This is a genomic window from Phenylobacterium ferrooxidans (assembly GCF_042714595.1).
Lineage (GTDB): Bacteria > Pseudomonadota > Alphaproteobacteria > Caulobacterales > Caulobacteraceae > Phenylobacterium > Phenylobacterium ferrooxidans.
On sequence record NZ_JAOTJD010000005.1, the window covers coordinates 100,448 to 112,537 of the forward strand.

A 12,090-nucleotide genomic window follows, 5' to 3' on the forward strand; every position below is an offset into this window, starting at 1 on the left:
AACCATGGCCTATTTCTTCAACGGCAACATGATCGAAAGCCCGGCTGTTGTGTCCCGCGTCGACGACTCGGCGATGCTCAACCGTTCGATCAATGTCGGCAACATCGTCGCCCTGCTCGGCAAGTGCACGGGCGGCCAACCCGGCACGGTGCTGCGTTTCAGTGACCCGACCGCGGCCGCGGCCGCCCTTGGTTCCGGCGAGCTGGTGTCGGCGGTCAAGCGGGCGTTCGCCCCCTCGGCTGACACGGCCAGTCCCGCTGAGGTGCTGGTGGTCCGGGTCAACCCTGCGACGCAATCGACCCTGGTCCTGAAGGACTCCCTGGCCGCCACCGTGGCCACCCTCACCTCGACCGGCTACGGCCTGCGCGAAAACCAGATCAAGGTGAAGATCGAAGCGGCCACCAATACGGGCCTGAAGATCACCACCCAGCGCGGCGACGCCTACTACACCCAGGACGACATCTTCCGGAACGCGTTCAAGGTGCGCTACTCGGGCGCCCAAGTCTCCGCGGTGATGACTGTCAGCTCCACGCAGGTCATCCTCCAGGCGCCGTCCGGCACGGCCGTCGCCACGATCGATCTGGCCACCTATCCGACCGTCCAAGAGCTGGTCGATCGCATCAATGCGGTTTCCGGCTTCGCGGCGAGCGTCCAGGATGGCAACGGCGAGAAGCTCACCCTGCAAGGCCTTGACGCCTGCACCACCCAGGACGTGAAGACCGCAGACTACATCGCCAAGGCGCACCTGCAGGCCGTCATCGACTGGTTCAACGGCGCCGGCGAAGGGTACGTCACCGCGGTCCGCGCGGCTGATGTCGGCACGTTGCCGGCGGCGATCCCGTTCACCTACATGGCCGACGCGATCGAGGGGGTGACCACCAACACCGAATGGACCGCGGGCTTCACCGCGCTGCAGTCGGTGGATGCGCAGTGGGTTGTGCCCATCTCTTCGGATCCGGCCATCCACGCCATGGCTGATGCGCACTGCGTCTTCATGTCGGGTATCGGTCGTCGCGAACGCCGCTCGATCTGCGGCGCTCCCTTGGCCACGACTGACGCGGCCGCGATCGTCTTGGCCAAGGCCATCAACAGCGATCGGACCTCGCTCGTGCACATCGGCGGGTGGGACTACAACGATGCTGGGGTCCTGACCCTCTATCCGCCCTACATCGTCGCCGCCATGGTCGCGGGCGCCTTCGCCGGCCTTACGCCGGGCACGCCGCTCACCAACAAGTCGCTTCGCCTGCGCGGTCTGGAGCGCAAGCTGCGCAACCCCACCGACACCGACGCGCTGATCCGCGGCGGGGTCATGGCGCTCGAGGACACGGGGACCGCCTACAAGGTGGTCAAGTCCATCTCGACCTGGCTGACGAACACCAAGTTCAACCGGGTCGAGCAGTCCGTCGGGGTCGCCCTCGACTACACCGCGCGCGCGGTCCGGAACGCCCTAGAGCAGGTCAAGGGCATCAAGGCGAACCCGCAATCCCTGGCCCTGGCCGCGAGCCTGGTTGAGACCACCCTGCGCGAGCTCGCGAAGCCTGAGCCGAATGGCTTGGGCGTCCTGGCCGGTGACGAGGAGAGCCCGGCCTACAAGGACATCCGCGCCACCCTGGCCGGGGACGTCATCGCTGTGACGGCGCAGGTTTCGCCCGTCATTCCCGCCAACTACATCGCCATCACCCTCCACGCCGTGCCGTACTCCGGCGCCGTGGCGGTCGGCTAAGACCTCAGGGTAAGGAGCCCTCACTATGACCTTCGCCACGAATGTTAAGGTTCGCTCCGGCAACCGTACCGTCGTCATGCTTGGCGGCCTTATGGTTGGCCTGATCCAATCCGTCCGCGCGAGCGACGACTACTCCCCCGAGCCCGCGAGCGGCATCGGCGACATCCACGTTCAAGAGTATGTGCCTACCCTCGCCAGGCACATGCTCTCGGTCTCGAAGATGGTGCTGATCCGCGAGACCGTGCGCAGCGCCGGCATCACGCCAGAGAATGGCGACGCCGTGCTCAAGGGCCTGGTGTTCGACTTCCTGGTCCTGGACAAGGACTCCGGGGAGCTTCTGAAGAAGTACGTTGGCTGCTCCTATGCCTCGGGCGACATCGACGTGTCCAAGCACGCGATCGTCATGGCCAGCGCGCAGTTCAACGCCCTGGACACCCAAGGCACGGGCATCTAGCTCCGCCTCGATCGCGATCTGAATGGGCCGCTCCGGTTAGCCGGGGCGGCCTTTTTCGTCGTGACGCAAGACTGAGGCATGGCCAGAGAATCACAGCCCACCGATTTCGTCATCACTGTCGAAGGCATCGGCGCCTTCACCTTTTCCAAGCGCACGCTCAGATCCGGGTTCGCTATCTCGGCGGAATACGCCCGGCTGACCGAGGGCGAGCCGCTGGACGCCTTGACCGGCCGCTTCGCAGAGGCGGTCGCCACGCTGAAGATCCTGACGGTCGCCGCTCCTGATGGCTGGGCGCCGTCGGACCTGGATGACCTGTCGCCGTTCGACGATGAGGCCTACGCCAACCTCGTGAAGGTGTGGAGCGCGCTCAGCGAGAAGGAGGAGACGTTTCGACGCCCTGGAGCGAAGGGCAAGAGCAGCGGGGAAGGCGAGGGCGGGGACGTATGAGTTCTGGTTTCGCCGCTTCTACGGGCTGACCAGCACCGACCCCAGGTTCCTCGACACCACCCGCGAGGAGATCATCGCCGACTACTGGGCCGTCCATTTCGACGATCGCAAGCGGGCCGGGAAGGCGGATGAGGAAGAGTTCGAGGATCTCGATTTCGATCTCGATGACGTGCTCCGTCAGGCGGAGGAAGACCCCTCGAAACTGTTCGAGGGCTGGGAAGACGTAGGCGGGAGCCCGAGCGAGTGACCCAAGAAATCAAGATTCCCGTCTCAGCGCAGGTCGACGCGCGCGGCCTGGACAAGCTGGATGATGCCGTCTCCGGGGTCGGCGAGGCCACCCGCGCCGTGGCCCGAGACGCGAAGGATGCGGCGGCCGCCTTTGGTCAAATGGAGATCGCGGCCCGGCGCCTGGCGTCGACCAAGTCCATGCTTGAGAAAGAGCTGGGCCGGACCGTGAGCTCCGACGACGCGGGCCGGTTCCAAGACAACTTCGATCGCATGCGCAAGGGCCGCGGTATCGGCGCGAGCCGGCTGAAGGCCTTCGACGACGTCAACGGCTGGTATCACGGCCACAGCTCCACATTCACCAATCAGGCGCACGCTGCGGCGCACCGACGCTTTGTTGTTGCGCGCGGCATGCAGGGCACCGACGACAGCTTCCAGAATGGAGGCCCCGCGGGTCCAGGCGGCCCACACGGTGGCGGCGGTGGCGGCGGTGGCGGCGGTGGCGGTGGCGGCGCTGTCCGCTCGGCGGCCTGGGGCATGGTCAAAGGCGCAGGGATGATCGGCCTAGGCCTGGCCGGCATAAGCAGCATCGCCGGCATGGCGGGAAAAGCCGTCACGGGGGCGGTCAGCGAGGCCGAGTCCGTCGACGGCCTGAAGCGACGCATGGGCGACCTGGGCGTCGACTTCCTCAACCTGCGGGAACAGGCCAGGCAGGCCGGCGCCGGCCTTGGCGTCACCTACGTCGAATCTGCGCGCCTCGCTCTGGAGTTCGGCAAGGAAGCAGGCCGGCTACGCTCCGGGGACATGAAGGGCATGGGCCTGCGCGACGACTTGCGCGTGGGCATGGGGTTGAGCCGCTCCTACGGCATGGATCCAGCCGTTGGGGTGCAGTTCAACGGGACGATGCGCCGGCTCGGCGTGACGCAGGACGATCAAGGCAGTCGGCGCCTGGCGTTGCTGATCGCCGACGCGATCGAGAAGGGCGGGTTCATCGGTAAGGCTGAGGAGGTGCTCCAGGCGGTCTCCAGCTACGCCGTGCAGGCTGCGAACTTCAGCCTCACCACGCCGAACGTCGGCGCTTACATGGCCGGCCTTGCTTCCCTTATGGGGCTTGGCGCGCCTGGGCTAGACCCGGCCGGCGCCGCGGGCCTGTTGGCGACAGCCGACGGGAACGTGCGGCGTGGCGGCGGTCGCGGCGAAGCTTCGATGAACTTCAGCTATGCGGCGCTCTCCGGCGGCCGCGGCGGCATGAACCCTGTCACGGCCAAGGCCCTGATGGAGGGAGGCCTGTTTGGCACCACGGCCGGCGCGTTCTACGACCCCAAGAGCCCCCTGGCGCGCTACTACGCCAAGAACAACCTCCAGCGGCCCGACTCCTCCGCCGCGACCAACTTCGACAAGATGGTCCCGATGCTGCGGTCCAGCTACGGCAACGGCGAGTACCTCCTGGATGCCGTGAAGAACCACTTCGGGACCAGCTCCTATGGCCAGGCCGCGGCTCTGTTGGAAATGCAGGACAAGGGTGTCCTCGGTAAGTCGGCCGGCCTCCTGCAGGCCAACGGCATCGGCCTGAACAACATGTCCGTCACCGGGCTTCAATCCATAGCCCAGATCGCCAACGCCTCGAGCGGAGACGATCTGAAGGGGATCTATGACGGCATCATGGGCCGTCGGGACATCAAGGAATCCGAGAAGAAGAAGCTGGCCGGCGCCGCGCAATCCGCGGCCGCGACGGGCGACTTCGCCGCCATGCAGTCGGCGCTCGTGGCGGCCGTGGGTTCGGCTGACCAGGAGAAGGATCTCGCGACTGAGACGCGTGACTCGGTCAAGGCGATCAATGATGCTCTGACGAAGGCCGGGTCGCCGATCCTTGCCGCGCTGAACCCTATGCGGCTGGCGCTGGAAGTGCTCGCAAAGGCGATCGCGCCGGGGTCCTACCACATAGCGAAGTGGCAGGCGGAGCGAGCCGAGAAGGGCGTCCGCATCGGTCGCGAGCCTGAACATTATGGCGCCGTGGGTTGGGGGAACCTCGGAAGCTCGGGTGCTGCTGGTCCTGCCGGAAGCTCTGGTGGATCGGCTAGCTCGCGAGAGGCGCACGCCATGCAGCGCTTCATGGGACTGCACGGCCTGACCAGGGCGCAGGCCGCTGGCGTCGTAGGCAACCTGACGCACGAAAGCGTCGGCCTTAACACGAGCATTTCGGGTGATGGCGGGCTCGCCTTTGGGATCGCCCAGTGGCATCCGGATCGCCAGGCTGGACTGGCGAAATTCGCGCGATCGAGGGGAACGAGTTCTCGGGATTTCGACACGCAAATCGATTATGTCATGGAGGAGCTGAGAAATAACCCGAAGTACGGGTTGGCCGCGCTCAAATCGTCCACCACGCCGGGCGAGGCGGCGGCGACGTTCGGGCTCAAATTCGAGCGCCCCGCTGGCGCCGAGACGGGCGTGGCTGCGAATATTCACGGCTATGGAAATCGAGTTTCGAACGCCAACCGCCTCTACAGCGCACCGTTGCCGGACGACACAATCAGAGGCCCATTCAATGGGACCTCCGGCCCGCGGGTGGAGTTCGGCGACGCAAAGGTCATCATCCAGGACCAGAACGGCAAGACACGCGGCACGGCGAAGCTCAAGCCGGTCGCTAAGCCAACGCCATCTGGCGGATTCCCCGTGCGCGCCGGAGGTTACTGATGGCCGACGAACCGACAACCGTCTCCGAGCTGGTCGTCACGGCGCCGCGCAAGCGGTCGCGGACGGGCGGAACAAAGCTCTATCGGCCGCAGATCTCCGTCGTCCTGAAGAAGAACATCGCCCGGACCGAGGCGGGGGAGGGCGCGGGCGCCTCCGAGAGATTCAGCGGCGCGAAGGGTGAGATCGATCTTACGCCATATCTGGGGGAGGGAAGTTCGGTCACCGTCTCCAAGTCCTGTCGATCGCCAACAGGCGCTTTCGCGATCAACTTCCCTGACATCATGGAGCCGTCGGCGCTGGACTCGATCTATGGCCTGGTGGAGCCCATGGACGTGATCGAGATCCGCATGGCTCGGGACGTTTCCGAGGTGGACGCCGGCGTTCCTAAGCGCATGCCGATCATGATGCGGGGCTTCGTCAACCGGGTGCAGCGCCAGACTGGAATCAGCCGGGATGGGCCGCAGCGCACAGTCTCGATCTCCGGCCACGACTACGGCAAGATCCTTCAGATCATGCAGATCGTGTACCTGCCCAACATGGTGCTTGGACAAGAGCTGCTCTCCAGCTTCAAGCTATTTCTCAACTACGGCGTCGACGCGGAGGCGAACCAGCCGGCCGGCGAGTTCGTGCAGACCGTCTTGGACAAGGTGGTCAACCCGTTCCTGGCGAAGATGCGCACCGCGGCCGGCCGGGCGGTGGAAAGCCCCATCCTGGACCTCACGCTCGAGTCGCTCGTCGAGGAGGGCGTGGTGAGCCCATTCGGCGCCCAAGACTGGCCTGGCGGAACGATCTACGACCTCCTGTCGCACTTCGGCGACGTCGGGCCGTGGAATGAGCTCTACGTCGAAGACCGAGAGAGCGGCCCATATCTCGTGTACCGGCCGACTCCGTTCCGGACCTTGGGTGGCGACATGATCCAGACGGCCGCCTTCACCTACACGGTCGACGTCCTAGATTCAGATCTGGTGTTCAAGTCGGACGCTCGCTCGGACGACTCGGTGGCCAACTATTTCTGGGTCGACGCGCCGCGCCTGGCGCTGGTGGATAGCGCCTTGATGAAGGTTGCGGCTCAAGAGGGGCAAATGAAGCCTGAGCCCTTCCTGGTGGACTACAAGAATTCGTCGCCGGAGCTGTACGGGATCCGGCTGATGCAAACGGCGACGCAGCAAGGCGCCCGCACGGACGGCCAATCTGAAGCGAAGCTCGAGGCCGCGAATGGCGTCTTCATCGGCATGGTCAATGAAAAGCGGCGCGTCCTGACGGAGAACAACAAGGACAACGTCGTGCTCGAGGACGGCGGCCTCCGCCTGATGGGCAACGAGCGCATTCGGGCGGGTTGCTACGTGCGCCTGACCAGGGGCGGCGAGGGCGACAATTTCGAGTCTGAGCACTACGCCCACGAGGTGGTGCATGAATTTACCCCCTTCACCGGCGCCTACTTCACCACGGTCTCCTATGATCGCGGGACGGGCTTTGTGAGGCGGATTGATCGCGGCGGATCCGGCCCATACCTAGCCGAATTGAACCTCAAGGGGTCCTACGGTGAATAGCGGCATGCGTATGGCGAAGGTGGTCCGCGTGCACCCGCGCGCGCACGCCGTGGATCTGGTCTACCTCGACGACCTCAGTCAGGTTCCCATGGTCCAGGTCATGGGGCCGATGGCCACCACGAATACGGGAATGGTGGATATGCCGGAGCCCACGGCGCCGGCGAAGAGCGGAGATGTCGCCCCGACGAAGGATCGCGACATGTATGCGATCGTGGGGCGTGTTGGTCAGACGCCGGTTGTCATGGGGTTCCTGCAGCCGCAGGTGAGCCAGATGGCCTTCGAGGCGCCGAACCTGCGCCTGAACCGCCACGCCAGTGACGTCTACTCCTCGCTGGATGACGGCGGGAACTTCGAGATGCACTGGCCGAACGGGACCTATCTCAGGGTCGCGGAAGATCCGAACCATGCGGACCTCGAGGGCAAGGACTTCGACGCCAAGTTCAAGCTCAAGCGAAACACGGCGAAGGCGCTCCACGTCCGCCTCGTCGTCAAGAACGCCGGTGCCCAAACCGTCGCCCTGAGCATCGCCCCCACGGGCGAAGTGACGCTCGTGGCAAAGGATTTGACGGCGACGCTGACCGGAAACCTGGGGCTGGCCGTGACGGGAAACATCACCAGCTCGGCGAACGCCTGGGGCCACACCGGCGCGCTCAACGTCACGGGCAATGTGGGCGTGACGGGTACGGTGACCGCCTCAGTCGACGTCGTTGGCGGCGGAAAGAGCCTCAAGACGCACACGCACGGGGGCGTGCAGACCGGCGCCGGAACGACGGGCGCGCCGATTTAGCGAGCGACCGCAAGGCAACGAAAGGCGGGGTCGCTCGCACCCCAGCCATTTCCATGGTCTAATCCGCCCCGTTCACGCTGGGTCATGAGGGGTTTGGGTTGAAAACTTTTGTGTTGGCCGTCGTGCTGGCGGCGGTATGCGTCAGCGGGTGCGAGAGGCCGGTGCCGGTGCCGCCTGAGGCGGTGGCCCAAGCGGCGGCGGAACCGCGCGAGCGCACCCTCCAACGCAACGAAAATTACCGTGACTATGAACTAATCGCGCTCTCGGGGCCGAGTATTTCGGGAAGCGAGTTTGAGAACAAATTCATGTGCAAGGACGTGTTCCAGAATGCCGACGTCGGCATTGGGATGCTGAAATACCTTGTCATTATCCCCAACAGCAACCCTGACAGTAAAGATATAAACAAATTCCTTGCCATCTCCGAGGGCCAGCCAACCGAAGTTATCATCATCTATTCACAGAGCGGCGGAGACCGGATTCCAGCATTCATCATGATGGGCACCGAAGTTATCGCTGACTGCTCCAGCTAAGGCGACGCAGCAGCGGAAAAAGCCCAAGGTCAACGCCCATGGACCGTGCGCCTGGCTGCCAATTAAGCTAGATACAGTCTATCCATGGTACTTCATGATGACGTGCAAAAATCGAAAGGACGGGGAGCCTGGATTTCGTTCTATCATTGAAAGTGTTCCGATTTCCGTTTCCCAGGACGCTGAGGTTCTTGAAAAAAATACGGGTTCTCCGAGTAATTCAAATCCACCTTCCTCCGCCCTATAAGCATCTTGAAGCAAGTTTATCTGAGCCTCGTAGCCGATCATAATTCCGTCTACGAACACCGCCATCTCATTGGTGCAACTATACTTTTCTTGGCAAATTACCGTCTTTCCAGCCGGGCAAGTAACGTAGCCACCGACGTCGCTGCACTTATCGTCCGGATGTTGGCCTTCATATTCGAGCAGGGTTGCTTTCCTAGGGAACGCCATACCGTTCGGAAGAAATATCGTCGCGGCGTTATCGCGCGATTGCTCGTGAGGTGGAGCGCTCCCTTCCGCAGATTCGGCTGTTTCATCGATCGCCTTGTGGATTTCTGGTTCGGAGACGGTCTCTCCGATCGGGGATGTATGTGGGGCGCCAAGCTCTGCGTTTCCGGATATTATGGCTATCCCGGCTCCAGCGACTCCGGCGATTGCCAGGGCCGCCAGCGAGGCGTTTCTCATCGTGTTGGTGTTCTTCAAGTCCCCGCCATCCTCACTCCAAAACGCCGCCATAGTCCTTGGTGCTGACATACTGATGGTTGCGCTCCCACGCTTCAAGCGTGGAGATTGGATAGAGGATTTTGTTCCCGAAGCGGCGGAACGGCGGGCCGATGCGATCGCACCGCCAATTGGCCAAGGTCTTCGACACGATTTTGAAGTCCCAGCGCTCCGACACCTCCTCCGCAGTGAGGTAGGTCTGCCGCCCCTCGGCGGGCGCCGGCGGCCCGAGCTTGATCTGTTCGATCTCCCGTGCGGGCAACCGAGCGACCGATTTCCTCTTGGGCTGGGCTGGGGTGATGAGGGGTTCGCGCATGATCCCGCGAATGATTGTCTCGATCAGCATCGGCAGGCGCTCATGGAAGGCCGCGTCGACGGCCTCGCGGATCGCGTCGACCGATGACGTCTGGCTGTAGCCGCCGGTGCGGCGGATGGTGGGGAGCACTTCGGCGGTGACCCACTTCTTGAAGCGCTTGGCGGCGGGCTTCCGGCTGGTGAGCACAAGGCTGTAGAGGCCGGATTCGTTGATCACCACCACCTGTTGAGGGCCGCCAAGAAGGGTATCAACAATGCTGATACCCTTCTCGTCTTCGTCTAGGCGGCTTGCGGCCATCGACGGGTTGCCCATGAGCAGCACGCCGCAGATGTCCGCCAGAACGAACCAGGGCGTGCCGTCGCGGTTGATGACCCGGACGCTATGCCCCTCAAACACCAGGGGAATTTCCACGGGTTGGAAAACTGATGTAATTTCATTGAAACTACCGCAGTTTTCGATATGGTCGGTATCAGCTTGGTTCATGCCTGGCCTCAGGTGGATCCGGGTTAGGCCCTGAAGCGAGTTACCGCTCGCCTCAGGGCCGGATATTCAGGATATAATGGATATCCAACATATCAACACCTTTCTGGATATCGTTGACCGCTGCGGCTGCAGCGCATTAGGAATGCGGATGCCCCCAATTCGCCCAAGTCGGTTCTTGCTGCAGATCGACCCCGGCCTAATTGACCGCATCGACGACTACCGCTTCGCCCACCGCATCTCCTCCCGCGCTGAAGCCATGCGGCGTCTGCTGACGCTCGGCCTGGCCGGCGCTGGCGTCCTGGATGACGAAGTCCCCCTCGATCAGGTCATTGCCCGGCTGCGGAGCGCCTCGGAGGACTGAGGCGACCCCCGCCGCTGTCGTGACTGCATAGTCGGCGGATGGCGTCTCCCTCCACCCAGAAGGCCGACAAGCGGCCGATCTCCTTCGTGCTGGAGGATGGGCGGACGGGGGAAACGATCACCGTGCCGCTCGTCATCCGGCCGGAGGATCTGACCGAGTCACGGCCGGCCCTCATGACCGCCGTGCAGACGTTCAACGGCGCCTTCATCGACAACTTCGGGCCGGGCCTCACCACCATCCAGATCTCCGGCCACACCGGCTGGCGCGGCGGCGAGACCGAGGACGGCGCCGCGGCCTTTCAGACGCTGAAGAGCGGCGTCTGGTCGAAGTGGCATGCTGGCCAGGCTGCGGCCGTGGCCGCCGGCCAATCGCCCGACGTGGTCAAGCTGATCTTCGTCGATGCCCTGGACAAGATCACGGCCGTGGTCGCCCCCGGTGCCTTCGTTCTGAAGCGGAACAAGTCGCGGCCGCTCCTGATGATGTACCAAATTAACATGACGGTGATCGACGAGCGCATCGATGCGCCCCTGGTCGACCCCCTAAACCTGGCGCTGGACGCCAGCCCGAACGCGGTTGTCGCCGGCGTGAAGAGCTTGGACGCCTCCACCTCGGCCCTGGGCGCGGCGAGATCGCGCCTGAAGCAATTCGTGGGCGCCAACTTCGCCGCCCCGCTGCGCGATTTCATGGGAGTGACCGACGCGGCGTTCGGGCGAGTCCTGGCCGCGGTCGACGGCGTCCGCGGAGTCGTCGGGGAGCAGGCCTCCCAGCTCGTCTCGGTCGCCACCGACCTTGCGATGGTCGGGCGCAACGCGGCCTTCACTTACAACGCGGTGGCCAACCTGGCCGACTTCTCCAGCAATGAAGTCTCCGAGATCGCCTCGGCCTATGAGAACGCCTTCTGCGTCCTGCGGAACACGTTCCGGAGGGTCCGCGAGTACCCGGACTATCAGGGCCTCTACGGCGCGTCGGCGTGCTCCTCGACCGTCGGCGGCTCCCCCCTCAGCGCCTACCTGGGGCAGAACCCGTGGGAAACTGTCATGTCGGGGGTCCGGTCGTCGTCGCTGGTGGCGCCGGATGCGCGGGCGAATATTGAGGTGTTCAAGGCGGCCGACCCCGTGCTGCGGCCGATGAGCGTTTCGGACATGGCGTCGCGGCTGGCCACGATCTCCAGCGGAGTGCGGTTCCTATGAGCATCCTGCGCAGGCTGGCCGGCTACCGCTACGTCGAGGTTCGTCAAGACGACACCCTGCAGGCAATCGCCCAGCGCGAGCTCGGCGACGCGAGCCGTTGGGCCGACATCATCGCGATCAATGACCTGCTCCCGCCTTATCTGACCGGGGACGTCAACCAGGCGTCCGCCAATGTTCGGCTCTTCGGGGAACAGCTCATTGTGCCTGCGGTCGCGGTGCAAACCTCCGCAGCCTCCGACCCGGACCGCGTCTTCGGCGTCGATATCGCTCTGACGAACGGCCTCCTGGAGGCGGAGAACGGCGACTTCCGCCTGGCGAGGGGGAACGCGAACCTGCGACAGGCGCTGCTACACCGCGTCCGCACCGCGCTCGGCGAGCTGCTGTTCCACGCCAAGTACGGCTGCAATGTCCACGCCCTGATCGGCCGCGGCAACGGCCCGACGGTTGGCGTTCTGGGCGCCGAGTACGTCCGCGGCGCGCTCCTCTCGGATCCCCGCGTCGACAGCGTGGATGCGGTGACGGCGACGATCTCCGGCGACGTCAACGAAATCGAAGCCACCGTTCGGCCGATCGCCGGCACGTCCATCGACATTCAGACCACGGTGTAGCG

General features: G+C 64.3%; 12 protein-coding genes. 10 read left to right on the top strand and 2 right to left on the bottom strand.

Annotation, left to right across the window (positions count from 1 at the left end):
- Positions 1 to 4 precede the first annotated feature (4 nt).
- The 7 genes from OCL97_RS04435 (at position 5) to OCL97_RS04465 (ending at position 8,410) form a co-directional block, all read left to right on the top strand.
- Positions 5 to 1,723, top strand: a complete 1,719-nt coding sequence (locus OCL97_RS04435; RefSeq protein WP_377367971.1) for a hypothetical protein — start codon at positions 5 to 7, stop codon at positions 1,721 to 1,723.
- 25 nt (positions 1,724 to 1,748) lie between these two features.
- On the top strand, positions 1,749 to 2,177 hold the full coding sequence (locus tag OCL97_RS04440) for a hypothetical protein (RefSeq protein WP_377367972.1): 429 nt from the start codon (positions 1,749 to 1,751) through the stop codon (positions 2,175 to 2,177).
- A 78-nt stretch (positions 2,178 to 2,255) separates the two neighbouring features.
- Positions 2,256 to 2,624: a hypothetical protein gene (locus OCL97_RS04445; RefSeq protein ID WP_377367974.1), complete on the top strand. Its 369-nt coding sequence runs from the start codon at positions 2,256 to 2,258 to the stop codon at positions 2,622 to 2,624.
- 243 nt (positions 2,625 to 2,867) lie between these two features.
- A complete protein-coding gene (locus OCL97_RS04450; protein ID WP_377367976.1) occupies positions 2,868 to 5,543 on the top strand; it encodes a phage tail tip lysozyme in 2,676 nt (891 codons plus the stop codon).
- On the top strand, positions 5,543 to 7,093 hold the full coding sequence (locus tag OCL97_RS04455; RefSeq protein ID WP_377367978.1) for a hypothetical protein: 1,551 nt from the start codon (positions 5,543 to 5,545) through the stop codon (positions 7,091 to 7,093). The genes OCL97_RS04450 and OCL97_RS04455 overlap by 1 nt, the downstream gene beginning before the upstream one ends.
- Positions 7,094 to 7,097: 4 nt before the next feature.
- Positions 7,098 to 7,880, top strand: coding sequence for a hypothetical protein (locus OCL97_RS04460; RefSeq protein WP_377367980.1), 783 nt, complete (start codon positions 7,098 to 7,100; stop codon positions 7,878 to 7,880).
- Between the two features lie 113 nt (positions 7,881 to 7,993).
- Positions 7,994 to 8,410 carry a hypothetical protein gene (locus OCL97_RS04465; protein WP_377367981.1) on the top strand — a complete coding sequence of 139 codons (417 nt, stop codon included), beginning with the start codon at positions 7,994 to 7,996 and terminating at the stop codon, positions 8,408 to 8,410.
- Positions 8,411 to 8,488: 78 nt separating this feature from the next.
- On the opposite strand, the gene OCL97_RS04470 is transcribed toward OCL97_RS04465, so the two are convergent.
- Positions 8,489 to 9,112: a hypothetical protein gene (locus OCL97_RS04470; RefSeq protein WP_377367982.1), complete on the bottom strand. Its 624-nt coding sequence runs from the start codon at positions 9,110 to 9,112 to the stop codon at positions 8,489 to 8,491.
- 13 nt (positions 9,113 to 9,125) lie between these two features.
- Complete coding sequence (locus tag OCL97_RS04475) at positions 9,126 to 9,929, bottom strand: BRO family protein (protein WP_377367983.1); 804 nt, start codon at positions 9,927 to 9,929, stop codon at positions 9,126 to 9,128.
- Between the two features lie 148 nt (positions 9,930 to 10,077).
- Here OCL97_RS04475 and OCL97_RS04480 point away from each other — a divergent pair, with 148 nt between their 5' ends.
- The 3 genes from OCL97_RS04480 to OCL97_RS04490 are packed head-to-tail and all read left to right on the top strand — an operon-like array spanning position 10,078 to position 12,088.
- Positions 10,078 to 10,290 carry a hypothetical protein gene (locus tag OCL97_RS04480; RefSeq protein WP_377367985.1) on the top strand — a complete coding sequence of 71 codons (213 nt, stop codon included), beginning with the start codon at positions 10,078 to 10,080 and terminating at the stop codon, positions 10,288 to 10,290.
- A 38-nt stretch (positions 10,291 to 10,328) separates the two neighbouring features.
- The gene (locus OCL97_RS04485) at positions 10,329 to 11,480 is read left to right on the top strand and encodes a hypothetical protein (RefSeq protein ID WP_377367987.1); all 1,152 of its coding nucleotides are present in this window, start codon (positions 10,329 to 10,331) and stop codon (positions 11,478 to 11,480) included.
- Positions 11,477 to 12,088 (top strand): hypothetical protein, encoded by a 612-nt coding sequence (locus OCL97_RS04490; RefSeq protein WP_377367989.1) that lies wholly within the window; start codon positions 11,477 to 11,479, stop codon positions 12,086 to 12,088. Before OCL97_RS04485 ends, OCL97_RS04490 begins: the two co-directional genes overlap by 4 nt.
- Positions 12,089 to 12,090: the final 2 nt, after the last annotated feature.

Coding starts and splice junctions, on each gene's coding strand:
- OCL97_RS04480 (WP_377367985.1), top strand. CDS start 10,078: ATGCCCCCAATTCGCCCAAGTCGGTTCTTGCTGCAGATCGACCCCGGC.
- OCL97_RS04485 (WP_377367987.1), top strand. CDS start 10,329: ATGGCGTCTCCCTCCACCCAGAAGGCCGACAAGCGGCCGATCTCCTTC.
- OCL97_RS04475 (WP_377367983.1), bottom strand. CDS start 9,929: ATGAACCAAGCTGATACCGACCATATCGAAAACTGCGGTAGTTTCAAT.
- OCL97_RS04460 (WP_377367980.1), top strand. CDS start 7,098: ATGCGTATGGCGAAGGTGGTCCGCGTGCACCCGCGCGCGCACGCCGTG.
- OCL97_RS04435 (WP_377367971.1), top strand. CDS start 5: ATGGCCTATTTCTTCAACGGCAACATGATCGAAAGCCCGGCTGTTGTG.
- OCL97_RS04455 (WP_377367978.1), top strand. CDS start 5,543: ATGGCCGACGAACCGACAACCGTCTCCGAGCTGGTCGTCACGGCGCCG.
- OCL97_RS04490 (WP_377367989.1), top strand. CDS start 11,477: ATGAGCATCCTGCGCAGGCTGGCCGGCTACCGCTACGTCGAGGTTCGT.
- OCL97_RS04445 (WP_377367974.1), top strand. CDS start 2,256: ATGGCCAGAGAATCACAGCCCACCGATTTCGTCATCACTGTCGAAGGC.
- OCL97_RS04440 (WP_377367972.1), top strand. CDS start 1,749: ATGACCTTCGCCACGAATGTTAAGGTTCGCTCCGGCAACCGTACCGTC.